Raw genomic sequence first — 22,836 nt, forward strand, 5'->3', positions numbered from 1 at the left:
GGATGCCACTCTTATCTGCAACCGTATGGTGGGATTGGACACAAAGCATCCTTCTTTTAAGTCAACGTTAAATCAATTCCTATGAATAGTTTTAGTATTTGGTCTTTCAACCATGTGTTAAAGGGCCCGAAAATTAGTAAGATGACCTTAGTGCTATGCTACTATTTGACCTGTTGGATTTCAACGGGACAAGAAATTCCAGTGGCAATAGACCAAGATTCCATTTTGCCCATTAACCTAAGCGAAGTAATCGTAATTGCCTCGAACATTACACGTCTTGACCATCAAACACATCAAAAACCACTTTCCACGCTTGATGAATATTTGGAGTCCTCTAAGAAAGTGGCTATGGTCAAGCGAGGGGCTTATGCCTGGGAGCCTATCATCAACGACATGACTTCGGAGCGATTGGCGATTACCATCGATGGCATGCGCATTTTTGGTGCCTGCACAGACCGTATGGATCCTATTACTTCTTATGTAGATGTTTCAAACCTCTCCAATGTGCATATTACAAGCGGTCAAAAAGGAGCTGAAATAGGGAATACCATCGGGGGGGCATTGGACATGCGATTGGAAAAGAGCGGCTTTTTGTCACTTGATTGGACGGGGTCGGTAGAAACGGGTTTCGAGAGCAACAATAATGCACAAATTGTCGGGGGTGAATTGAACTATGCCAACGAGAATTTTTATTTGGATACGGATGTTATCTACAGGCATGCGGATAACTATATTGCAGGAGGGAGAGAAGAGGTACCCTTTTCACAATTCACCAAATATAACCTTTCCATCAATTCAGGCATAAAGGTGGCAGAAGGCGAAAAGTTACTGGTCAGTTTCATCTTTGATGAAGCCCGGGATGTTGGGTATCCTGCTTTGCCTATGGACGTATCATTGGCCAGGGCTTTTATTGGTTCCGTAAGTTGGGTTCAGGAAGATTTTTTTGGAAATCTTAACGATTGGGAAACCAAGGTCTACGCTAACTCCATTACCCATATCATGGACGATAGCCAACGCCCCGATGTGCCCATACGAATGGATATGCCCGGATGGAGCGATACCTATGGTTATTTTTCACAGGCAAAGCTGCATAGCGGAACACACAGTTTGATGTTTAAAGTGGATGGTTTTTACAACCGTTCTTTGGCTGAAATGACCATGTATCCCAACAATCCAAGTGAAGCCTCAATGTTCATGTTAACCTGGCCAGATGTACGCACACTGAACACGGGCATGTATGCTAGGGACATCATGAGCATTGAAAAAAGTACTTTGACACTTTCGGCGCGATTGGCCGTTCAAGGTTTTAATATCGCCGATGAATTCGGATTGAACAGTTTGCGCATTTTCTACCCGGAAATGGACCGAGGACAAACACGGTTTCTAAAAAGCTTTTCGGCACGGCATCAAAAAAATCTAGGAAAGTTGGAGCTTACTAACAGTCTTTCCTATGGTAACAGGGCGCCATCGGTCTCAGAAGGTTTTGGCTTCTACTTATTCAACAGTTTTGACAACCATGATTATATAGGTGACCCAAACCTAGAAAATGAGAGTGCCGTAGAGGCAACCACAAAGGTGTTATTTCCTTTCGAAAAACTTACTATTGGGATGGAGGGAAACTTCTTTCATACCAGAAACTTCATCATTGGTGAAATCGAACCAAGTCTCAGCACCATGACCATTGGTGCCGAAGGGGTGAAAATCTACAAAAATTTGAAGTACGCCAATCTGTACAACATTGCAGTGGACGGCACCTACGAAATCACCAAAGAGCTGCAATGGAATGGTCTGGTATCCTACCACCGTGGGGTCGATAAGAGCGGAAGAAACCTACCGTTCATTAGTCCTTTGACCTATAACACTGGCCTGCAATACACCAGCCCCAAATTTTCCATGTCACTAACCCTTAGGGGGTCTGCGGATCAAGTGAACTTCAATCCTGAATTTGGGGAAGACCGTACGGATGCGTTCAACGTGGTATCCCTTTCCCTAGGAAAAACCTTCAAGGTCAACAATGACAATGTATACCTAAAAGCCGGGGTAGATAATGTCTTTGACACGTTCTATTCTACCTATACGGATTGGAACAACATCCCAAGGATGGGCCGCAATATGTATATGACCCTATCCTATGATATCAATTAATGAAATTTTAAATAAATCGATTTCCAACAATAAAAAAAATATAATCATGAAAACTATAAAGTCAATTTTTACGTCTCTTCTTTTGATTTCAACACTTATTTCGTGTACCGAGGATAACGATGAGCCCATGGTTGAAACTAACCCACTCGAGTCCTACAATTTACTAACAGCCATTGATGCCAACGGCCATACCCTTGAAGTATACTCGGAACAAAACCAATACACCATAGGTTACAACGAACTTTACTTTAGGATTAAGGATAACGTCGAGGGTAGTTACATTGAAAATGCCAACCTATCCATGACCCCTATAATGAATATGGAGATGATGTCGCACTCATGTCCAAAATCGGCTATCACGAAAACAGAAGATTCTTCGGTATATAAAGGATATAGCATCTTTCAAATGCCAGGAAACGCTACCGAATATTGGGACTTGAACCTTGAATATACTATCGCTGGACAAACATACAACCTCTCGGAACGCATTGAGGTAATAGCTCCCGCCGATGGCAAAAAACGGGTCAATGTTTTCACAGGCACGGACGAAACCCGATACGTCTTGGCCATGATGCCCATGACTCCAGATGTTATGGTCAATGACTTCTCTGCCTTGCTTTTTAAGATGGAGACTATGATGAATTTTCCGGCAGTTGAAGAATACACCATTGAAATTGATCCTCGAATGCCAGGTATGGGCAACCATAGTTCGCCCAGCAATGAAGATTTAACCTTTGACACTGCTGCCAAAATGTACAAAGGAAAACTATCATTGACCATGACCGGGTATTGGAAAATCAACCTTAAAGTGAAAAATGCTTTGGGGGAAGTCTTAAAAGGTGAGGATGTTACAGAAGAAAACGAAGCTAGCTCACTTTATTTTGAGTTGGAGTTCTAAAAGATATACTAATCATTTGTTCACCGGGTGGAATAAATCAATTGCTTTGAATCCGCCCGGTTTGAATCTGTAAAGAGATACTGTACTTAGTACATAAATTGGAAATCAGATTTTCAGTAATAACAATGCCAATAGTTGATTTTCGCTCTCATAAAAATGGCCTCCGCTATGGTTAAATTCCAAGAAAACTTTTTCCTGATTTTATATCCGAAACCAAATCCTGTACAGTAGTTTTTTCTAGGTTTTCAACAAATCTAGTCTTGGTATCCCCTACCAAATGATGAACGGCACAAGGATGTTGGTGATCGCAAGCATGCAAACCCAACATACAGGATGTTAACCGGTTGTCCCCGTCAATAACATTGACGATTTGCAATAAGGACACTCCCCTATTTTCATCGGTCAAATAAAAACCCCCATTGGGACCCCTAACCGAGGATATTAAATTATGTCTGGTCAATTCCTGCATCAATTTGGACAAATAGGCCTGGGGTATTTGTGTTTCCCTGCTAATATCCTTCGCTAAAATTTTGTTTTCAATTGAAGAATTCACGGCCACGTATAGAACGGCATTTATGGCATATTTAGAAGAGTTGGAAAGCATATTTTCTCTGTTTTTTTCAAATATAAAGATTTAAAGACTTTTTTATCCTTTTTATGATTAAAATCATGTTTTCGGGGAAGTAGCTCCCTTAATTTTGAACTATAATATTATCGATGTGTCCTTAAAACGATACTTAAAAACGGAAAATTAGCAAAAGGAACTACGGAGATGACAACCTTAAATAAATGAACTATGAACACAAAGACTTTTTCAATCGGATTGGTATTTTCCCTTCTTCTTTTTGCCTGTGGAGGCAAGGAAGAAAAGAAAGAAGGTTTTAGCGTAGATCGTAAAAAAACCACTGAGAAAACCGTGGAATCTACGGAGCCCGCAAGCGAGGTTCCTGCCTCGCAACGAATTACCCTTGACAATAAAGGAGTTGGTCCTATCAAGGACCTTCCTTTAGACCCAAATATAGACCAGGCCATGGTAGATCGAGGAGCGGCTCTTTTCAAGACCAATTGCAATGCCTGCCATAAGGTGGACAAACGCTTCATTGGACCTTCGCCAAAAGGAATCATGGAACGTAGAAGCCCAGAATGGATTATGAACATGATTTTAGATCCACAGTTGATGGTCGAAGAAGATCGATGTGCAAAAGATCTTCTGGTAGAATTCAATGGTGCTGCCATGGCAAACCAAAATATGACAGAGGACCAGGCCAGGGATATTTTGGAATTTTTCAGAACATTGAATTAATGAACCAGGATCACGTTACAATTACTTTCACTTTATATACTATGAGACAACTTTAAATACTATAACCAATGAAAACATCCAATTTAAAATCAATGTTGGGTCCCTTTTTAATCGGCCTCCTTTTGTTAGGCTGCAATGAGGCACCTAAGGAAACGAACTCAGGGGACCCCAGTGGTTCAATAGCAACCAGTAAAGAGCAAGGACAGGCATTTATTGAAAACGATGAATCTACCCCAACAGTTCTGAGTATCGCCATCAATTCTCCGGACCATACCACCTTGGTTGCAGCGGTACAGGCGGCGGATTTGGAGAATGCTTTGGTCAATGCGGGTCCCTTAATGGTGTTTGCGCCTACGAATGAAGCTTTCGATGCCCTTCCGGCAGGTACCGTTGAAAACCTATTGAAACCAGAAAACAAGGATGCGCTTGCCAATATTCTGAAACACCATGTTACCCCTGGGAAATATGATAAAGCATTTTTGAAAAATTTCAAGAAACTTGGTCAAGCGAACGACCAAAATACTACGGTCGAGGTCAAAGGTGACGATGTGTATGTTGGTGGAGCCAAAATATTGGCCAGCGTACCCGCAGGGAATGGTATTGTACACGTAGTGGATAAGGTAATACTACCCCCCAATCAATAATATTTACAAATAACCCTTTATAATAACTACAAATGAAAAAGTATAATTTTATTTTAACCATTCTGGCCGCTACCGCATTGATTAGTAGCTGTGGCAACCAAGGGAACAATAACTCGACCGGTGCCTTGGCCTCAAGTGCCGCTGAAAAAGCCTACGTGGCTCCTGGCGAACATGACGAGTTTTATGCCTTCATGTCGGGCGGATATAGTGGAAATATTACTGTATATGGCCTTCCATCTGGCCGGCTATTTAAAGAGATACCTGTATTCTCTCAGTTCCCCACCTCAGGTTATGGGTATTCTGAAGAGACCAAGCCAATGCTCAATACTTCCTTCGGTTTTGTACCTTGGGACGATGCGCATCACCCTGATATTTCCCAAACCAATGGGGAGCTGGACGGAAGATGGATTTTTATTAACGGTAACAATACGCCAAGAATCGCCAGGGTAAGTCTTTCAACTTTCGAGACTGAGGAAATCATAGAACTACCAAACAGCGCTGGTAACCATAGTTCTTCCTTCATAACCGAAAACACCGAGTATGTTGTTGCAGGCACCCGTTTTTCTGTACCCATTCCCCAAAGGGATATGCCCATAAATGAATACAAAGGAAATTTCAAAGGGTCACTTTCGTTCATTAGCATAGCACCTGAAACTGGGAGGTTGAATCTGGATTTTCAAATGATAATGCCAGGTTTTAATTATGATCTCTCGCACCCTGGTAGGGGCAAATCACACGGATGGTTCTTTTTTACAACCTATAACACCGAGGAAGCCAATACACTCCAGGAAGTGAATGCTTCCCAAAACGATAAGGACTTCATCGCTGCGGTAAATTGGAAAATGGTGGCGGATTATGTAAAAAATGGAGGAGGAACCAAAATGGCGACAGAATATGCCCATAACGTATACGATGAACATACCCATACTGCAACTTCCACAATGAAAAAAGAGGTAATTACGGTAGACCCCACAGAGGTTCCTGGTGCGGTTTTCTTTCTACCCACTCCAAAGTCACCTCATGGTTGCGATGTTGACCCTTCCGGCCAATATATAATTGGTAACGGAAAATTGTCCGCAGACCTTACAATTCATTCCTTTGACAAGATGATTGCTGCCATTGAGGGTGAAAAATTCGATGGTGAAGCTTATGGGATACCGATTTTAAGATTTGAGGATGTGCTGGCTGGAACTGTAAAAAGTGGTGGTCTTGGACCTCTTCATACTGAATTTGACGACAAGGGAAATGCCTATACCACTTTCTTTATTTCATCCGAAGTAGTTAAATGGAAATTAGGCACATGGGAAGTCTTGGATAGGCAGCCTACATTCTATTCAGTTGGTCATTTAATGATTCCTGGCGGAAACTCAAGAAAGCCTTTTGGCAAATACGTAGTGGCTATGAACAAAATTACAAAGGACAGATACTTGCCTACAGGTCCGGAAATGGAGCATTCCGCACAAATTTATGATATATCCGGTGATAAGATGGAGCTCATATATGATTTTCCAACCCATGGGGAGCCGCACTATGCCGCAGGCTGTCCTGCAGATTTATTGGCACCTAAGTCCAAGAAAATCTATAGGTTGGATGACAACAAGCATCCGTATGCGGTGACCAGTCCGGATCAGGCAAAAGTGGTTCGCGAGGGAAATGAGGTACATGTGTATATGTCTACCATAAGAAGCCATTTTACCCCAGATAATATAGAGGGAATAAAAGTGGGTGACAAGGTATACTTCCATATTACCAACCACGAACAGGACTTCGATGTACCCCATGGCTTTGCAATGATAGGGCAAAATACATCGGAACTATTAATCATGCCAGGACAGACAAAAACATCTGTTTGGGAACCAAAAAAGGTGGGGGTCTGGCCGTTCTATTGTACGGACTTTTGTTCAGCGCTACACCAAGAAATGCAAGGTTATGTGAGGGTCTCTCCGGCAGATTCAAATGTTCCCTTAACTTATTCCTTAGGAGAATAGTCTATAAAATTTAGTTGGTTGATTGATATAGCGGACGTGAGTATTCCCGTACCCGTCCGCTATTCTTTATGCCAATTTTAAGGCACTGTTTTAACCAAAAAATTAAGTACGATGAAAAAAGCAAGCATACTGATGATTATTGGACCATTGTTCCTATTGGGCCTTTATTTTTTCCCCTTATGGAACATAATGTTGGGTGCCCCCCAATATCCAGAGCCTTTGGGTATGGACATCTATATTGACGGAATTAAAGGAACAAATGAATTTGACATTCAGAACATAGACGGTCTCAATCATTACATAGGCATGCGCAAACTTCCAAAACCAGAGGAAATGTGGGAGTTTAGTACGTTCCCCATTGTGATCGGGGTCATGGTAGCCTTAGGGGTACTCATTGGAGTTTTTGGTTTTTTCAATATACTTACCCACAAATGGTTTATAGGCTGGTTCCTGTTCATGAGCATTTTAGGTGTTCTGGGAATGTACGACTTTAACGCCTGGATGATAGATTATGGTACGAACCTAGACCCAAACGCCATCATGAAATTGGCCAATCCTGATGGTACACCCATGAGCTATAAACCGCCTCTTTTTGGCCACGCCAAAATGCTCAACTTCGATGTCACCTCTCTGCCAGCAACAGGGGCTTGGATGATGTTTATTGGTATGACACTCACTCTGGTGGCGTTTTACCTAGGCTGGAAGAAGGAACCAAAAAACAAAGAAAGCGAAATTAAAAACTATGCTACCACATGAAAAAGAACATTATAACCCTACTTACTTTGACATATCTAATCTGGGGATGCTCTGGTACTCCCAAAGTATTGGAATATGGAACCGAAGGTTGTCATTATTGTAAAATGACCATAGTGGACAAACAACATGCCGCCCAGTATGTGACCAAAAAAGGTAGAACCTATAGCTTTGATGCTGCCGAATGTATGCTGAACCAATTGAAGGAAATAAATGAGGAAACAGTGAACCTTTTCCTGGTGAACGATTATAATGACCCAGGTAGTATGCTAGATGCTAGCAAAGCCACCTATTTAATAAGTAAGAATATACCTAGTCCTATGGGGGAATATCTAAGTGCCTTTGGCACGATCGGGGCCGCACGGGAGATACAGACCGAACAGGGGGGAGAACTATTTACTTGGACAGAAATTAAAAACCGTTTTGATCTTTGATTATGGGAAGTCTTGTAAATTTAAAAGTAATTGATTGTAAGGGGGTTTTAGAAGACAATTATATTGGACGTATTGCCTACATTGCTGACAATGTACCACATGTAGTTCCTTCAACCTATTATTTTGACAGATATAAGGAACGTATCCTTTGTTTCGCAACTAACGGGCATAGAATCAATGCACTTAGAATGTACAACAAGGTATCCTTTCAAGTGGACCACATTGAATCTTTTAAAAATTGGAAATCAGTACAGGTACACGGTATTTTTGAGGAACTTACAGGTAACGAGGCAAAAGATAGCTTAAAACGTTTTGTTGACGGCGTGCAGGGAACCATAGAAAAGAAAAACGCCGAACGGCCGTCTTTTCTAAGCCATTTTTCAACCAAGTTGCAGGAAGCGGAAATGCCCGTAGTATATTCAATCGTCTTGAACGAGATAACTGGAAAATCCATAACGGACAATTCTTAAATAAAATCAGAAAAATGGAAGAATATTTTCTCATTGATAGAACCATTAAAAACCAACCTTTTTCGAAACTTCAAATACATCGGTTAGTAGCTACGGAAGCTATCGAAATTTTGAGTATTTCTTTAGAAAAGGGCGTTGTTTTCCCAGAACATGTTTCCCCTACCGATGCTCAATTGATTGTACTTGAAGGATGTATAGCCTTTCATATTAAAGGCAAGGAATTTATTATAGGTGAACAGGAGACTATAAGGTTCAAAAAAGAAGAAAAGCACTGGGTAAAGGCCACGAAAAATTCCAAATTTCTGATTATTAGACCTCATTGATTGGGTCTTAACACCAAAGATTGCGGCAAATATTCAACTGTTTATATCCTGAACCATTAAATAACCATAAAACGTCCTACAGCAGTAATAATACAAATTATGAGTGCATATACTAATATCCTATTCATAGTGTTCTGCCTCGTGCTTACCGTACAACGCTCCTTCGCAAATACGATTCCCATTTGCGCCGACTGCGAAATAACTACCATTACAGAAGGTGTCTCGGTAGCAATGGAGTATGATACGTTATTAATAAATAAGGGAGTTTACAAGGAATTCAATATTCTTATAGACAAACCATTGACATTATTGGGCCAAGACTATCCAATTATTGATGGAGAGGACAAGGGAGAGATAATCCGTATAATTTCCGATCATGTTACATTGGATGGTCTTTTCATTATCAATGTTGGAACAAGCTACACGTCAGATTATGCTGCCATACGAGTTGTAAAGAGTGAACATTTCTTGATTCAAAATGTTGTCTTGGAAAAATTGTTCTTCGGTATTTATTTGGAAAAGAGCAGTCAAGGCAGAATCTTCCATAACAAAATCATTGGTGATGCCATAGACGAGTATAATTCTGGAAATGGCATTCAACTTTGGCATTCACACAATGTGGAAGTGGACAGAAATATTGTACGGGGCGTTCGAGATGGTATTTATCTGGAATTCTCGGATAACATAACCATCAACAATAATACCAGTACGGACAATTTGAGATATGGTCTTCATTTTATGTTCTCAAACGATGATGTGTATACCAACAATACTTTTGAAAACAACGGTGCGGGCGTGGCCGTGATGTTCTCCAAACGCATAAAAATGTACAAAAACAACTTCCGAAAGAACTGGGGCACGGCATCCTATGGGATGCTATTGAAAGAGATAAACGATGCCGAAATCAAGGATAATATTTTTGAGGAAAATACCATTGGGATTAATATTGAAGGATCTAACCGTATTACTTATACAAAGAATGATTTCGTTTCCAACGGATGGGCCGTAAAAGTATTGGGTGCCTGTTATGCCAACACGTTTTCCCAAAACAATTTTCTGTACAACTCGTTCGACATCTCATACAACAGCAAATTGAACGACAACACCTTTGAACAAAATTATTGGAGCGATTATACGGGCTATGATCTGAATAAAGATGGTATTGGTGATGTGCCCTACCGCCCGGTAAAATTATTCTCCTATATCGTGAATAGAACGCCGGAGACCATTGTATTGCTCCGCAGCCTTTTCATGGACATTATCGATTTTTCTGAAAAGGTATCGCCTATATTCACCCCGGACAATCTTATGGATGCCAACCCATTAATGAAAAGACAATATGATAGAAATTAAGGATTTACATAAGAAATTTGGCAAAAACCAAGTACTTTCAGGTATTGACCTTGAAATCAAGGAAGGTGGCATCTTTGCAATACTGGGCCCAAACGGTTCTGGTAAGACGACCTTGATCAAAAGCATATTGGGTATGGTCATTCCAAATAAAGGAAACATTATAGTTGCTGGAAATTCGATTAAAAAGACCTGGAAATATCGAGAAGGCATCGACTACCTTCCCCAAATTGCCAATTTTCCGGGAAACCTTAGGGTTCGAGAGCTTATTCGAATGATCAAGGATTTAAGACGTCGGTCCGCAGACGAGGATAGACTGATAAAAATGTTCAAACTTGAACCCTTTTTGGATAAAAAACTCTCAACGCTTTCAGGGGGTACCAAACAAAAAGTGAACATTGTTTTGACCTTTATGTTCGATAGTACGCTCATTATTTTGGACGAACCCACCACGGGGCTCGACCCGGCATCCTTGATACATCTCAAGAGACTGATACAAGAAGAAAAAATAAAGGGAAAGACCATTTTAATCACTTCACACATCATGCAGTTCGTTGCCGAAATAGCCGACACCATTGTGTATATTTTGGAAGGCAAAATTTACTTCAAAGGAAGTGTTGAAGAATTAAAGGCCAAGACCAAACAAACCGATTTAGAACACGCCATTGCGGCCATAACTACTACAACGGACCATGCTTAAAATATTGAAATATAGCTTTTTTGACCTAATTCGTAGTCGATGGAGCTACGTCTATTTTTTATTTTATCTTTTATTGGGATTTGTACTCTTGTTCCTTAACAACGATGTGTCAAAGGCGGTGATCACATTGATGAATATCATCATCGTTTTAGTACCCTTGATAGGCACTATTTTTGGGGTCATGTACTATTATAATTCCAAAGAGTTTACAGAGCTTTTACTGGCCCAACCTATAAAACGGTCCTCTATTTTTTTAGGGCAATATCTTGGTGTAGCGGGTTCTTTGGCCCTCAGCCTGATCATGGGTCTTGGAATACCCTTTATCCTATATGGACTCTTTCAAAGTGATGCCATTTTTGATTTTACGTTGCTATTGGTTACAGGCGGTTTCTTAACTTTTATCTTCACGGCACTGTCTTTCAATATTGCTCTCTCCAACGAAAACAGAATCAAGGGATTTGGTTACGCAGTGCTTTTATGGCTGTTTTTAGCGGTAATCTACGATGGCATTTTCTTGATGTCCCTTGTAGTTTTTAAGGAGTATCCCTTGGATACGTTTTCACTTGCCGCTACCATATTAAATCCCATAGACCTTTCCCGTATTTTGATTTTGCTGAAACTGGACATATCGGCATTGTTAGGCTATACGGGAGCAGTATTCAAGCAATTTTTTGGAAACAATATTGGACTTGTAATCTCTATCGCGATGTTGTCGTTGTGGACAATTTTACCAGTCTTGAGGCTATCACATAAGTCAAAACGTAAAGATTTTTAACATTTAAAATGTACATGTAATTGATTTGGAACCACTACGCAAACATATTGCAGGTGCCGGAGTCTATTTCCTTTTGGCCGCCCTTTTGGGCGGCGTACTGCGACTGTTCCCTGTTATTGAAATACCGGTCAACTATAAATACTTTGTCCACACGCATTCACATATCGCTCTTTTGGGCTGGGTATACCTCGCCCTTACGACCCTGATATACAAATTATTCATCCAAAGTCCATTGAACGAAAGGAAATACAGAAAGATTTTTTGGTTTACGCAATTTACTTTGGCAGGGATGCTATTTTCCTTCCCGTTTCAGGGTTATGCGCTGTTCTCCATCATTTTTTCGACCTTGTTCCTGTTTGCCTCTTATGCATTTTTATGGCTTTTCGAGAGCTCTAGCAAAAAGACTATCAAACAGAGGTATTCCTTTACTTGCTTGAGATGGGCATTATGGTACATGATTCTTTCAAGTATCGGCCCTTGGGCACTGGGAGCAATTATGAATACTATGGGCAATGGTTCAATATGGTATAGACTGGCCATCTATTTCTATTTACATTTTCAATATAATGGTTGGATGATTCTAGCACTGCTGGGACTATACATCTATTTGTTGGAAGAAAATAAAATTACCGTCCCCAAAAAAAAATTCAAGGACTTTTTCCGATATTTCAATATTGGAATTATACTATCCTTTTTTCTGTCCGCCCTTTGGACACATCCTCCAATAGCTTTCTATATCCTTGGAGGCATTGGTGCATTCCTTCAATTATTTGGATTTTTTGCCCTTCTTTCTTTCGGACGGATACACCAAATAGAAAAAGTGTTTTCCAAGCCCCAGTGGAATCTTATGAAAACCGTTCTATGCTTATTTCTAATAAAAATAGTATTACAATTGCTTACCTCCTTCCCCTACTTTGCCAATTTGGCGGCAACGATCTTAGATTTTACCATAGGATACCTACATTGGACGTTCTTGGGAGTGATAACGATTGCCATATTTCTATTCTTGGATTACTTTAAGTTGATGCAAATAGACAGGGCCATTTTCAAATTGTATTTCCTTGCCTTCCTTGCCACTGAAATTCTTATTATATATAAGGGTATCGCTGCCTGGCAGGGCATTTCCATTTTTAGGCATTATCTGTTGGTCTTGGCCGTTGCGAGTCTATTGTTCGCAGTTACCATCGCCTTACTGTTATTTAGAAATATAAAAAAACCTTTGACACATCGAAAGGCAGGCAAACCCTCAACCTGAAATCAATGGACTACTCATAATTGAAAATATGTAATCATTGTTATGCATGGAAGAATATTATACTTAAGTAGCGTAGAACTTGAATGGTGAAAACAAGTGACTTGGATAAAGTAGCTCAATAAAATACTAGGGCTATATTTATAATAATCATTTTTTCAAAAGACACTTTGAACCAAAGTATCAAGATTTTCAATAACCTCAGATTAGGTTTGCCAAAATGACGGTAAAACTAAAAAAAACGCTCATTATCAAAAGGTTGAAAGAGGCCTTCGGTTTCAATTGTACCAAAACTGATGCATTGAAAAGCAAGCAGAACAATGTTACCAAAAATACAAGGCCCATCTTGATCAAAATGTGCATTTCATGCATCAATAAGAGCATAACGGCTGCAGAACCCAGACAGCTTTGCCCTATAATGGCAAGAGCGGAATAACCTGATTGGTTTTTCTTAAACTCAGCCAACAAGCTGTTGTAAAATATTGAGAGTACGCTTTTTCTTTTCGTAGTATCAGTTCCAGAATGGGTCACTTGTATTGTCAATGAATTTTTCATCGGTGTGTAATTTTAAAATGGTTTCCAATTGTTTTTCAGTCGCGATTTTTTGGATTTCGTTGAAAAGCACCCGTTCTTCAAAACGGATATGTTTTTCCAGCTCCTTCTCGATTAGGCTCAACGACTTTGAAATGTCTTCAGTTTGGCCAAAGAGTCGATGAAATCTTCTATGCTGTGTAATAGCTTTTTTGACCATTCTGTGATTATTATTGAGAATAGGGAAGACTAGTGCTTCTTCCAACTTAAAATGTGGAACCAGATGGGCGCTATGAAACCAGTCTGCATAGTTCTTTATCCGTTCTGGCTCCACACCTTTTAAAAAGCCCGTTCTGATTTTCCAACAGAGCAACAGGCCGTAGTGGTGGTCGCGGCTCAGCGGTTGCAGTTCTTTTCTTCGTTTTATGGGCCTAAGTTTCATTTGGTTCTAGGAAATGAGTGTTCGTTCCAAAAACTCCGCTTTGGGAAAAAGGATATTGTTCTCTAAATGGATGTGGCGATGCAAATCCTCCTCAAACTCCTTTAACAAAGAAAATGTGACACGGTAGGTGTTGCAGGCATCAGCAGGAGGTGAATAATCATTTGTAAGTTTGGCAATGGTACGGAAACGCTCGCCCTCGTTGTCGTGCTCCTGCATCATCGTGGCTATGGGGTTTTTGACCGTGCTAAAATGGGGTCTTTCAAGGGGCTCCTTTTGATGTTCGGCCTTTACCATCTTACGTACCCAAGGAAATAGCACCAGTTCCTCCTTTTTCATGTGCATGGCAAGTTCGCCAGCCGATGCATTGAAATGTTCATTGATTTCAAGCAATACGGGGTGGCGTTCACCGTGCACTTTGCAGAGTTTGGCCAGATATTGTTTCAAGACAGGAATGTTGGTTTCTACATAGCGGTGGTGCTTCTTTTCGATATAATCGACCAAAAGATCCAATGGCCACGATTTGAAATCGGTGGTATCGTCCGAAGTCTGTCGCTGAACCGCTTCCAGTTCGCCCATCAGTTCGTTGACATCGAGCTTGTGCTTTTCGGCCACTTCGTCCACGCTGCGGTTTCCCTTGCAGCAAAAATCGATTTTATGATTCTTAAACACCTGTGCGGTGCGGTAATCGTCGGCAACGATTTGGCCTACAGTCTTTTCCATAATATTGTCCAATGTATTTTCCATAGTATAGTTTAAATAAAATTGATTTCGGCGTTTACGGCCATAACGACTAGCGCCCTAAAATTTTTCTTGATTTTCAATGCATGTTCCTTTTGGGCAGGGATAATGAAAGAATCTTCGGTTTTCAAAATTTTTTCACCATCTGACATTTGCAAAAGTGCTTCTCCCTGTTGTACCAAGATAATAGCCTCGTGCGAGCAGGTGTGAATGGGCATCTTTGAGCCCGTAGAACCTTCTACTTTTAGTATTTTATTCCTTTTCCCTATATTCAAATGGGTCAATTTGGGTCTATCCAGTACTTCCATAATTTTAGTTTTTTGGCTTCCCTTTTTTATCGGCCTGTCGTTACCGGAAAGCTTTGGTTCGCGACAATCCTTTATTCGGATATTTTTATCCGATTTATTTTCAAAATTTTTTAGCGTTTCAAATAGGTCAATCCGGTTGCCAGACCCAATGTCATTTCATAGAGACTGGTGCTTTCAAGCATTTGTCGCAGATTGTCACGTATAAACACAAACTTGTCGTGCACGGGGCAGGGTTCCTCGGCATTGCATTCTTTTAGGCCCAACCCACAGCCAGCGTATATGTTGTCTCCGTCAATTGCGAATACGATTTGACTCAAGGTTGTTTTTTTGATGTCGGTACTTGACATTCCGTAGCCCCCGTTTGCACCCTTAGTGGCGTCAATTATACCATTACGGCTCAGTTGTTGCAATATCTTTGCAGTAAAGGCCGTAGGTGAACCAATTTCACCGGAAATCTCGTTAAGACTTACCCTGCGTCCATCTATCGATTGCATAGCGATATAGGTAGCTGCCCTAATACCATATTCACAAGCTTTTGAAAACATCTTGATTGAGGGTTAACTGAACACAAAGATAAGGTAATTTTTAATTCGGATAAATATATCCGATTAAATTTTTATCAAAGTTCTTTAAGGCTATAAAATCTAAAGTCGGCGAATGAAACAAAGTTGTACATAGTGATTTTAACCCATGAACAAAACGAATGGTGACCCTTTACCATCTATGCCGAATAAAAAGGTTATCAGGAGAGTTGACGAATTTAGTTATGAATTCAAACACAGAACCACCATTTTATTAAAGACTGTCACCTTGGTAATGGGTTTCCCTTGAACAAATCGATATAATCCTTAAAAATATAAAGCCTGTCCCTTTGCGACCCGGTTATTTCATGTAGAATTTCCAACTCTTCCATGGATTTTATGAGCTTGTAGGCAGAAACATTGGATTTTTCAATGATACTTTCCACCCTATGTACATCTATGACCGGACGGGTATAGAGGCTCTCAATCACCTTACGGGCATCTACACCTCTACCTCCTAAAGTTTTCAGTTTGATTTCAAGCGTTTTTTGCAATTGCATAATGCTATCGAAGGTCGTTACACCAGATTTGGCAGTTTCAATGACACCGGAAAGGAAAAATTTAAACCATTGGGAAAGGTCATTATGGGTTCTAACCCGCATTAAATTGTCGTAGTAAAGTGTCCTGTTTTTTTCAAAAAAATCGGAAAGGTAAAGAATGGGCTGTTTTAAAATTCCTTTACTTACTAGGTACAGGGTAATCAATAACCTACCTACCCTACCGTTACCATCCAAAAAGGGGTGAATAGTCTCAAACTGATAGTGAATAAGAGCAATTTTTAAGAGGTCGGGAAGATGGTTCAGTTCATCATTTGCAAATTTCTCTATATCGGAAATCAATTCATTGATAGATGTATGAACGGGTGGAATGAATACGGCATCGTTTATTGTAGCTCCCCCGATCCAATTTTGGCTGGTCCTATATTCGCCTGGTAATTTATTTTGTCCCCGTACACCTTGCAAAAGAATCTTGTGGGTTTGTTTTATAAGCCTTGATGAAAAAGGCAATCTGTGAAGCATTTTCACCGCCTCGTTCATTGCAGCAATGTAGTTTTGCACCTCTTCCCAATCATCCCGCTTTTCGACCGAAATTTCGTCTTCATTCAAAAAGGCTTCTTCCATATTCGTTTGTGTGCCCTCTATTTTTGAGGACTGGGTAGCTTCTTTGGCAATGTGCATGCTAATGAATAACTCAATATTGACATATTCCGAATACATATCCAGTCGGCCTAAATGACGATCTGCCTTACTTAAAAGCGAAAGCACTTCCATATCATCCACTAGCCACTCCTTATTGATTGGATTGGGCTGGAAGCTTTTATAATATCCTTGACTTATTGATTTGCCCGCTTTGAATGTTTTCATGTATACTCCCTTCAATTACAAAGTTACTATTTAACAAAAATAGCTTTTTTCTTAATCAATCTAATTGTTATTTAATTTTTAAACTGTTTTTCTTAAATAGTGGATTTGCTGTTAAAGTATTTTCACCGGAAAAATCGTTACATTTTGAATGTTTTTACTTTCTCATCTTAGCCATGAAAATGTACGTTAGGGTATAAATTCCTACTGAACGAATAAACTCAAGAATTCTACATTCGATAATATATTCTTTTAGGGGAAGTCCGTCCCAAATCCTACCTCAAACTTTGTTCAGCCCCAATAAGTATGGGAGTAAGGGATTTCTTTGGCGTGCGCAAAGATAAATACGCAAGAGAAATTCAAAATGGTGCACCCCTACTCTCGATTAGGGATGCTATCCCTTTTTTTTGACCATTTTTCAAAATCTTTAAGAATTATAGGATGTTCCCTGAAATAATCTCTTGCATTGCCATGCCCCTCTTCTCGGGCCATTTTAATAGAATCACGCACCTTTAACTCGTAATTGATAAAATAATATCCCAAGTAAGCAAAAGCCATAGCATTGAAACTAATCGCAATATAAAGCAGGGCATTTTCCCATTTAGGAGCCCATCTCGATTTCTCTATCGTTTTCAATACTTCTTCCATTCGATTTTCATAGGACTCGACCGAACTCCTCTGCCATCTTAAAAAATCGTTTATCCTTGATTCCAACCTAGAGGTATCCGTTTCTAATTTCAGGTTTTTAAGCTTTTCTGAAAGTTCCTCAAGTTTGGCAATGGAATTAGTGAACCCGGATATTTCTTGGGTAAGCACTTCCATGATTTCGTCCAACTTTGTCATAGTATTACATTCCTAGTCCAATTGATTTTTTCACGGTCAATTTGATGACCTTCTTTGCGAGGGCCATAGCCAAATTTGACGATACCCTTACGGTCTTTCCGAGTAGGTACATCGAATTGTCATTCACAATCTGTTGCACCTCCCTTTGGTCGAAACCGATCTGCTCGGCTATTTTCCTAATGGACATGGAGCGGTGTACATGGCTGCCTTTTAGGTTTTCTCTTTTATGCTCGAAACGAAATCCTTGAAGTTGGTTATGTTTGTTGATGCTCGGAACCACTTCCACATCCCGCTGTTTCATATATATGATATACTGGTCAAAATCCCTTGGTCCCATTTCCGACATTACTTGTTCATGGATCTGTTTTATTTCCGCCCGTACATCCTTAACCATGTTCAGTTCTTGTTGTTGAACCTCCCTGACGGTTGTCATTCCCAGTTGCCTGGCCACTTTTTCGGCAGCGAGTTGGCTCCGTTTTCCAATGTAGTTGTCCTTATAAGCATTTCCCTCAAAATTTATACGGTTCACATATAAATGAATATGGATGTGGCTCCTATTTCGGTGCACAAATGCAATTGCTTGTTGTTCGTGTAATCCCATTTCTTGAACGAACCGTTCGGTTATTTTCTTTAATTCTGTTGATTTTAATTCCCTACCATCTTCTATGGTGGGACTCAATACAAAACTCAAAGTATTCCTTTTGCATTTCTGGTTTTGGGATTGTATGATTTTGAACTCCTGGGTAATCTCCATGGGGGTCTCTCCGGAAAGATGTTGCCTGTAGACCACTACGGCTTCCTTTTCCTGATTCCATCCATAACTTATGGAAACTTTAGTATGTGATATGGATTTTCCCAAGCCTATCATTTTCTAAAACTCAAAAGGTGGGTACGTATCTCGTTTGACAACTTTATCACTTCTTCAGACAATCTTGGGTTGCGTTTCCGGTACATATTGCCAATGCGTTTAAAGTTGGTTTCATAACGGGTGAGCATTTTATACAACGCTATTTGTTCCTGTGTCAATCGCTCAATGATACGATCATCAAAAGCGGCACGTCTGCAATATTCACTTATTGAAAGTCCGCTCCTGTCCGCCTTGACCCTAAGCAGTTTCTTCTCATAAATGGAACATCTAAATTGTACGAATTCCTTTTTCACCTTTGGTGTTTCTACGTATTGATGCTTTGTATTTTTAAAATGATCCCAATGAATACGCTACTTTAAAAAATATATCCAAAACCTGATTGCCAGTTCCTTTTCTTTTGCGACCGGCGGGAGCAAAAGCAAGATTTGTCATGACAATGACACATCTTGAATTCTCACTCAGACGAATCATTGAAGGAATCTTCCCACTTCTCTTTTTTCTCCCTATCCACAAACCTTTCAATAGTTAGATGCAGTAATAAATTCGCATTTTTCAATAATCACTTCCTATTTTTTAATAGCTGTCTGTCAAACTCCATTTCCAAAAAATCATCAGAAATGTTGGGTGCTCCCATGAGCCATGCGTCAATGGTATCCTTATCAAAGAATTTTTGTCGTATATGCTTATTCCCTCCCGTGGGAATCAAGCGCTGTTGGGTAAGTTTGTAGATTTTACTTTTGGACAATCCAGTATATCTGGAAAGGTCATCCACAGTCATTATCTTTTTCTGTTGGGACAACAACCCTTTGATATCCCTTAAGAGTTCCACCATGTTTTCATCCTTTTCCATGTTCTCGGTTTTAAGGCCTACCAAGGCCGGTTCGTATTACAAATCATCGAGACAAAGAAAACAGGTGAAAGCCGATGCAAAGGGAAAAAGAGGATATACCCCCCAAAAATTATTTAATTATCCCCCAAAAAGCCAAAAAACGAATCTATAAGATCTTCCGTTTCTCGAGTTACCGGGTTTTTATTATAACTTTTAGATAGTTTTTTAGCCGAAATCAATTCGCCTTTATTGTAGATTTTCCCAGAGCGTTCAAAAGTGGAGAGATGTAGTCCTCGCTTGAAGACCTTAAATTTTTCAAGAATGAATTTCAACTCGGCTTGCGTGCAATTGAAATGTAGTACGGATTCATGTTCATCAAAATCGAATATCATTACATTATAGAAGTCTTCAAACCGATTCAGGTTTTCGTCCAAAAATTCATACCGAATCAAGGAACTATATATTTGGGCAAGAATAGGTTGATTGAAATCCATATTAAAACCAACAAGTCGTATAGAAGAATTCCTTTGGCGGTTTTTCAGTTTGTCCCTATAGGCATTTTTAATTAAAGCAACGAATACAGCAATACCAAATAAAATTATAGGAAAGGATGCCAACCAGATTTTCCCATAATCCCTGTATAGGTCGAATGCCATATACAGAAAATATATCCCAAAAAGAACCAGCCCAAATATAATAAGGTTATTACCCCTTTTCATATAGGAATTAAAGTCCTCACGGACCTTCATTTTCTTATCATTAAAGGCCATGAGCCAATTGGCGATATGGTTTATTATCCGATTCACTATGCTATAGATTGATTTCAAGATAGTTAAAAGAACTTATGTCGTTTTTCATTTTCGATAACCTGAGTTATAAATTGGACAGAAGTACCCTTTTTTTTGTGGCAAGGGAAAGGAAAGGTCAAGGGGCGTTCTAAGCCGCTTGTTCTTTCGAGCCGACCGAGGAGGTCAGGCAACCTGCAGCGGAAAGACGACCGTTGCGGACCGGCTCAGCGTGTCCGCATGGAATAATTGGATTGTATGGTCTGGCCGACTTCCGGAGATTGACAAGGCCTCAATATTTTTTTAGAAATTAAACTTTTCAATAAGGAATTTTTATCCAAACATAGCATCTTAGGAATTCTCTTATGAGAAACCTTTCCCCAAATAAAAGTAAATGAAAAAAGCGGCCCGCAAAGGACGCTTTAAATGTTTTAGCTCGGCGATTTCTATTGGTTTAGACTCGCTGAAACAATGAAGCAAAAAAAATGCCCCGCATTGGAAGACGAGGCGGCTTAAATGTTTCCACAACGGAATAATCCTTAAAATTAAAGAACCTGACCGAGCGTAGCGACCGATGAATTTCTTAGAAAACAATACACTTGGCATGAATAAAGGAATTTTTAATCTGACTTTGAGTCTATGCTTCCGGTCTTTGGGAATGGCCACGAGGGGCAACTATTACTTTTCAGCATGATGAAAAAAATCCTAGCAAAAGAGCCACGGAGCCGCACAGGGCAACAGGATATCGATAGGATTTGCTTAAACTTATGAAAAAAGTAGCAATTAATATTTTTCGTCCCTCAACCCTACCCATAGGAAATTAGAAAAGTTTTTATGGGAAAAGGTTAAGTATAGAATTATAAGTTAATACGAAAGAGATTAATAATTATCGCGTTAATAAGTACATAAACATTCCGTAATCCATTACATCAAAAATGTTGTACCTATGTTGTACCCGCTAAAAACAAGAAAACCATTCAATCTCTTGAATGGCTTGCTATTGTTAAGCTCCTCCTCTTGGGCTCGAACCAAGGACCCTCTGATTAACAGTCAGATGCTCTAACCAACTGAGCTAAGGAGGAAAATACCGTACTTTATCCTTTAAAGCGGGTGCAAATATAAATGTTTTTTAAACTTTGCCAAACAAAAAAAAGTTGTTTTTCTATTTAAACAACCATTTGTATAAATCGTTCCCATTGGCGAACAACAATAGTGCAATCAGCAGAAAGAATCCGGTCATTTGGGCATATTCCAAAAACTTGTCGCTCGGCTTTCTGCCCGTAATCATTTCGTACAATAAAAACATGACGTGTCCTCCATCCAATGCGGGAATGGGCAGTATATTCATAAAAGCCAAAATAATGGAAATAAAGGCCGTGGCACTCCAAAAAGCGGGCCAGTCCCAACCATTGGGGAAGAGGCCTCCAATGGCCGCAAAACCACCAACTCCCTTGTAGGCTCCCGTAGAAGGGTTGAATATTTTCTTCATCTGCTTTACATAACCGCTAAGGGTACTCACTCCTTTTTCAATACCCGCGGGAATGGATTCTAGAAAGGAATACTTTATTCTTTCAATTTTAAAATACCCCATGTTGGCATAGTCCTCATAGGTATCCAGGCCCAGCATAACCCCCAGTTTTCCATCTTCCGTAACCTTTGCCTCCACAGGGAAAGTTTCATCCCCTCGCTTTACCGTGAGCTGTATGGTGCCGCCTTTGTTTTGTTCCAAATAGGGCGCCACCTCATCTTGGTAGGCCACTTCATTTCCATTGATGGCAATAACGGCATCATTCTTTTGAAGACCGATGTCGGTGTTGGGAGAATCCTCTGATACATCGCGAATCACAAATGGCGTTCGTAAACTTAAAAACCGCGCCTTGTCCTCGTCTTCCAATAAGGTAGCGATAAAGTCAACCGGAATTTCCTGGTCAAAGGTTCTTCCATCCCTTTGAATCGTAATGGTATTTCCATTGATGATTTCCAAGGGAAGGGAACTGAACTTCTCCACTTTTTCCCCATCCACAGCGGTAATCAAATCCCCAGTCTGTATCCCTAATTCATCGCCAATATGCTTTTCGGTCACCAAAAAACCATCCTTTAAACTATCGGCAGGAATGTACTCCTCGCCATAGGAATAGGCCATGCCTATGTAAATAATAACCGCTAGAATAAAATTCACGGTTACCCCGCCCAACATAATTATCAAACGTTGCCAGGCCGGTTTGCTACGAAATTCCCAGGGTTTGGGTTCCTCCTTCATCGCCTCGGTATCCATACTTTCGTCTATCATACCGGCGATTTTTACATAGCCTCCCAACGGAAGCCACCCAATGCCATAAACGGTCTCCCCTATTTTCTTTTTGAAAAGGGAAAACTTAACATCAAAAAAGAGGTAAAATTTCTCTACCCGTGTCTTGAACAATTTGGCGGGTATAAAATGTCCAAGTTCATGAAGTACGATCAACAAGGAAAGGCTTAAAAAAAATTGGATAGTCTTTATAGCGATGGGGCTCAT

At 40.1% G+C, this 22,836-nt stretch carries 26 protein-coding genes and 1 tRNA gene; 13 read left to right on the top strand and 14 right to left on the bottom strand.

Features of this window, described 5'->3' with window-relative positions:
* Window positions 1–141 precede the first annotated feature (141 nt).
* Entirely contained in the window at window positions 142–2,145 is a 2,004-nt protein-coding gene (locus tag FEK29_RS00230; RefSeq protein ID WP_138256396.1) for a TonB-dependent receptor plug domain-containing protein, read from the top strand.
* 46 nt (window positions 2,146–2,191) lie between these two features.
* Entirely contained in the window at window positions 2,192–3,043 is an 852-nt protein-coding gene (locus FEK29_RS00235) for a hypothetical protein (RefSeq protein ID WP_138256397.1), read from the top strand.
* Window positions 3,044–3,215: 172 nt separating this feature from the next.
* Here the strand turns inward: FEK29_RS00235 and FEK29_RS00240 are convergent, their stop codons facing one another.
* Window positions 3,216–3,647 carry an RrF2 family transcriptional regulator gene (locus FEK29_RS00240; RefSeq protein ID WP_138256398.1) on the bottom strand — a complete coding sequence of 144 codons (432 nt, stop codon included), beginning with the start codon at window positions 3,645–3,647 and terminating at the stop codon, window positions 3,216–3,218.
* Window positions 3,648–3,839: 192 nt separating this feature from the next.
* Here FEK29_RS00240 and FEK29_RS00245 point away from each other — a divergent pair, with 192 nt between their 5' ends.
* From FEK29_RS00245 to FEK29_RS00295, 11 genes are all read left to right on the top strand, one after another.
* On the top strand, window positions 3,840–4,346 hold the full coding sequence (locus FEK29_RS00245) for a c-type cytochrome (protein ID WP_138256399.1): 507 nt from the start codon (window positions 3,840–3,842) through the stop codon (window positions 4,344–4,346).
* Window positions 4,347–4,414: 68 nt separating this feature from the next.
* The gene (locus tag FEK29_RS00250) at window positions 4,415–4,990 is read left to right on the top strand and encodes a fasciclin domain-containing protein (protein WP_138256400.1); all 576 of its coding nucleotides are present in this window, start codon (window positions 4,415–4,417) and stop codon (window positions 4,988–4,990) included.
* A gap of 32 nt (window positions 4,991–5,022) precedes the next feature.
* Window positions 5,023–6,978: a Sec-dependent nitrous-oxide reductase gene (gene nosZ / locus FEK29_RS00255; RefSeq protein ID WP_138256401.1), complete on the top strand. Its 1,956-nt coding sequence runs from the start codon at window positions 5,023–5,025 to the stop codon at window positions 6,976–6,978.
* Window positions 6,979–7,089: 111 nt separating this feature from the next.
* Complete coding sequence (locus FEK29_RS00260; protein WP_138256402.1) at window positions 7,090–7,734, top strand: hypothetical protein; 645 nt, start codon at window positions 7,090–7,092, stop codon at window positions 7,732–7,734.
* Window positions 7,731–8,165, top strand: a complete 435-nt coding sequence (locus FEK29_RS00265; RefSeq protein ID WP_138256403.1) for a nitrous oxide reductase accessory protein NosL — start codon at window positions 7,731–7,733, stop codon at window positions 8,163–8,165. The genes FEK29_RS00260 and FEK29_RS00265 overlap by 4 nt, the downstream gene beginning before the upstream one ends.
* Before the next feature lie 2 nt (window positions 8,166–8,167).
* Entirely contained in the window at window positions 8,168–8,635 is a 468-nt protein-coding gene (locus tag FEK29_RS00270) for a pyridoxamine 5'-phosphate oxidase family protein (protein WP_138256404.1), read from the top strand.
* 14 nt (window positions 8,636–8,649) lie between these two features.
* Window positions 8,650–8,958, top strand: coding sequence for a cupin domain-containing protein (locus tag FEK29_RS00275; protein WP_138256405.1), 309 nt, complete (start codon window positions 8,650–8,652; stop codon window positions 8,956–8,958).
* A 99-nt stretch (window positions 8,959–9,057) separates the two neighbouring features.
* Window positions 9,058–10,311, top strand: a complete 1,254-nt coding sequence (locus tag FEK29_RS00280; protein ID WP_138256406.1) for a nitrous oxide reductase family maturation protein NosD — start codon at window positions 9,058–9,060, stop codon at window positions 10,309–10,311.
* Complete coding sequence (locus FEK29_RS00285) at window positions 10,298–11,008, top strand: ABC transporter ATP-binding protein (protein ID WP_138256407.1); 711 nt, start codon at window positions 10,298–10,300, stop codon at window positions 11,006–11,008. Before FEK29_RS00280 ends, FEK29_RS00285 begins: the two co-directional genes overlap by 14 nt.
* Window positions 11,001–11,783, top strand: a complete 783-nt coding sequence (locus tag FEK29_RS00290; protein ID WP_138256408.1) for an ABC transporter permease — start codon at window positions 11,001–11,003, stop codon at window positions 11,781–11,783. Before FEK29_RS00285 ends, FEK29_RS00290 begins: the two co-directional genes overlap by 8 nt.
* Before the next feature lie 25 nt (window positions 11,784–11,808).
* Window positions 11,809–13,038 carry a hypothetical protein gene (locus tag FEK29_RS00295; protein ID WP_138256409.1) on the top strand — a complete coding sequence of 410 codons (1,230 nt, stop codon included), beginning with the start codon at window positions 11,809–11,811 and terminating at the stop codon, window positions 13,036–13,038.
* Between the two features lie 198 nt (window positions 13,039–13,236).
* On the opposite strand, the gene FEK29_RS00300 is transcribed toward FEK29_RS00295, so the two are convergent.
* The 13 genes from FEK29_RS00300 to rseP form a co-directional block, all read right to left on the bottom strand.
* Complete coding sequence (locus FEK29_RS00300; RefSeq protein ID WP_138256410.1) at window positions 13,237–13,590, bottom strand: hypothetical protein; 354 nt, start codon at window positions 13,588–13,590, stop codon at window positions 13,237–13,239.
* On the bottom strand, window positions 13,547–14,008 hold the full coding sequence (locus tag FEK29_RS00305; protein WP_138256411.1) for a hemerythrin domain-containing protein: 462 nt from the start codon (window positions 14,006–14,008) through the stop codon (window positions 13,547–13,549). The genes FEK29_RS00300 and FEK29_RS00305 overlap by 44 nt, the downstream gene beginning before the upstream one ends.
* A gap of 6 nt (window positions 14,009–14,014) precedes the next feature.
* Window positions 14,015–14,752: an iron-sulfur cluster repair di-iron protein gene (gene ric, locus FEK29_RS00310; RefSeq protein ID WP_193554873.1), complete on the bottom strand. Its 738-nt coding sequence runs from the start codon at window positions 14,750–14,752 to the stop codon at window positions 14,015–14,017.
* Window positions 14,753–14,760: 8 nt separating this feature from the next.
* Window positions 14,761–15,054: a cupin domain-containing protein gene (locus FEK29_RS00315; protein ID WP_138256412.1), complete on the bottom strand. Its 294-nt coding sequence runs from the start codon at window positions 15,052–15,054 to the stop codon at window positions 14,761–14,763.
* Window positions 15,055–15,164: 110 nt separating this feature from the next.
* Window positions 15,165–15,599, bottom strand: a complete 435-nt coding sequence (locus FEK29_RS00320; protein ID WP_138256413.1) for an RrF2 family transcriptional regulator — start codon at window positions 15,597–15,599, stop codon at window positions 15,165–15,167.
* Between the two features lie 260 nt (window positions 15,600–15,859).
* A complete protein-coding gene (locus FEK29_RS00325; protein WP_138256414.1) occupies window positions 15,860–16,999 on the bottom strand; it encodes a Fic family protein in 1,140 nt (379 codons plus the stop codon).
* A gap of 372 nt (window positions 17,000–17,371) precedes the next feature.
* On the bottom strand, window positions 17,372–17,839 hold the full coding sequence (locus FEK29_RS00330; protein ID WP_138256415.1) for a DUF6730 family protein: 468 nt from the start codon (window positions 17,837–17,839) through the stop codon (window positions 17,372–17,374).
* Between the two features lie 4 nt (window positions 17,840–17,843).
* Window positions 17,844–18,707, bottom strand: coding sequence for a relaxase/mobilization nuclease domain-containing protein (locus tag FEK29_RS00335; protein ID WP_138256416.1), 864 nt, complete (start codon window positions 18,705–18,707; stop codon window positions 17,844–17,846).
* Window positions 18,704–19,000 carry a mobilization protein MbpA gene (mbpA, locus tag FEK29_RS00340; protein ID WP_138256417.1) on the bottom strand — a complete coding sequence of 99 codons (297 nt, stop codon included), beginning with the start codon at window positions 18,998–19,000 and terminating at the stop codon, window positions 18,704–18,706. Before mbpA ends, FEK29_RS00335 begins: the two co-directional genes overlap by 4 nt.
* Window positions 19,001–19,266: 266 nt before the next feature.
* Window positions 19,267–19,557 carry a helix-turn-helix transcriptional regulator gene (locus FEK29_RS00345; protein ID WP_138256418.1) on the bottom strand — a complete coding sequence of 97 codons (291 nt, stop codon included), beginning with the start codon at window positions 19,555–19,557 and terminating at the stop codon, window positions 19,267–19,269.
* Between the two features lie 113 nt (window positions 19,558–19,670).
* Window positions 19,671–20,342, bottom strand: coding sequence for a DUF6617 family protein (locus FEK29_RS00350; RefSeq protein WP_138256419.1), 672 nt, complete (start codon window positions 20,340–20,342; stop codon window positions 19,671–19,673).
* A gap of 987 nt (window positions 20,343–21,329) precedes the next feature.
* Window positions 21,330–21,403: transfer RNA gene (locus tag FEK29_RS00355), tRNA-Asn, on the bottom strand.
* Between the two features lie 80 nt (window positions 21,404–21,483).
* Window positions 21,484–22,836 carry an RIP metalloprotease RseP gene (gene rseP, locus FEK29_RS00360; protein WP_138256420.1) on the bottom strand — a complete coding sequence of 451 codons (1,353 nt, stop codon included), beginning with the start codon at window positions 22,834–22,836 and terminating at the stop codon, window positions 21,484–21,486.

It is taken from the genome of Maribacter aurantiacus, assembly GCF_005780245.1.
GTDB classification, from domain to species: Bacteria; Bacteroidota; Bacteroidia; order Flavobacteriales; family Flavobacteriaceae; genus Maribacter; species Maribacter flavus.

Bases quoted from the DNA above. Each gene is read 5' to 3' on its own strand.
- FEK29_RS00230 (WP_138256396.1), top strand. From the start codon at position 142: ATGACCTTAGTGCTATGCTACTATTTGACCTGTTGGATTTCAACGGGA.
- FEK29_RS00235 (WP_138256397.1), top strand. From the start codon at position 2,192: ATGAAAACTATAAAGTCAATTTTTACGTCTCTTCTTTTGATTTCAACA.
- FEK29_RS00240 (WP_138256398.1), bottom strand. From the start codon at position 3,647: ATGCTTTCCAACTCTTCTAAATATGCCATAAATGCCGTTCTATACGTG.
- FEK29_RS00245 (WP_138256399.1), top strand. From the start codon at position 3,840: ATGAACACAAAGACTTTTTCAATCGGATTGGTATTTTCCCTTCTTCTT.
- FEK29_RS00250 (WP_138256400.1), top strand. From the start codon at position 4,415: ATGAAAACATCCAATTTAAAATCAATGTTGGGTCCCTTTTTAATCGGC.
- nosZ (WP_138256401.1), top strand. From the start codon at position 5,023: ATGAAAAAGTATAATTTTATTTTAACCATTCTGGCCGCTACCGCATTG.
- FEK29_RS00260 (WP_138256402.1), top strand. From the start codon at position 7,090: ATGAAAAAAGCAAGCATACTGATGATTATTGGACCATTGTTCCTATTG.
- FEK29_RS00265 (WP_138256403.1), top strand. From the start codon at position 7,731: ATGAAAAAGAACATTATAACCCTACTTACTTTGACATATCTAATCTGG.
- FEK29_RS00270 (WP_138256404.1), top strand. From the start codon at position 8,168: ATGGGAAGTCTTGTAAATTTAAAAGTAATTGATTGTAAGGGGGTTTTA.
- FEK29_RS00275 (WP_138256405.1), top strand. From the start codon at position 8,650: ATGGAAGAATATTTTCTCATTGATAGAACCATTAAAAACCAACCTTTT.
- FEK29_RS00280 (WP_138256406.1), top strand. From the start codon at position 9,058: ATGAGTGCATATACTAATATCCTATTCATAGTGTTCTGCCTCGTGCTT.
- FEK29_RS00285 (WP_138256407.1), top strand. From the start codon at position 10,298: ATGATAGAAATTAAGGATTTACATAAGAAATTTGGCAAAAACCAAGTA.
- FEK29_RS00290 (WP_138256408.1), top strand. From the start codon at position 11,001: ATGCTTAAAATATTGAAATATAGCTTTTTTGACCTAATTCGTAGTCGA.
- FEK29_RS00300 (WP_138256410.1), bottom strand. From the start codon at position 13,590: ATGAAAAATTCATTGACAATACAAGTGACCCATTCTGGAACTGATACT.
- FEK29_RS00305 (WP_138256411.1), bottom strand. From the start codon at position 14,008: ATGAAACTTAGGCCCATAAAACGAAGAAAAGAACTGCAACCGCTGAGC.
- ric (WP_193554873.1), bottom strand. From the start codon at position 14,752: ATGGAAAATACATTGGACAATATTATGGAAAAGACTGTAGGCCAAATC.
- FEK29_RS00315 (WP_138256412.1), bottom strand. From the start codon at position 15,054: ATGGAAGTACTGGATAGACCCAAATTGACCCATTTGAATATAGGGAAA.
- FEK29_RS00320 (WP_138256413.1), bottom strand. From the start codon at position 15,599: ATGTTTTCAAAAGCTTGTGAATATGGTATTAGGGCAGCTACCTATATC.
- FEK29_RS00325 (WP_138256414.1), bottom strand. From the start codon at position 16,999: ATGAAAACATTCAAAGCGGGCAAATCAATAAGTCAAGGATATTATAAA.
- FEK29_RS00330 (WP_138256415.1), bottom strand. From the start codon at position 17,839: ATGACAAAGTTGGACGAAATCATGGAAGTGCTTACCCAAGAAATATCC.
- FEK29_RS00335 (WP_138256416.1), bottom strand. From the start codon at position 18,707: ATGATAGGCTTGGGAAAATCCATATCACATACTAAAGTTTCCATAAGT.
- FEK29_RS00345 (WP_138256418.1), bottom strand. From the start codon at position 19,557: ATGGAAAAGGATGAAAACATGGTGGAACTCTTAAGGGATATCAAAGGG.
- rseP (WP_138256420.1), bottom strand. From the start codon at position 22,836: ATGAGCCCCATCGCTATAAAGACTATCCAATTTTTTTTAAGCCTTTCC.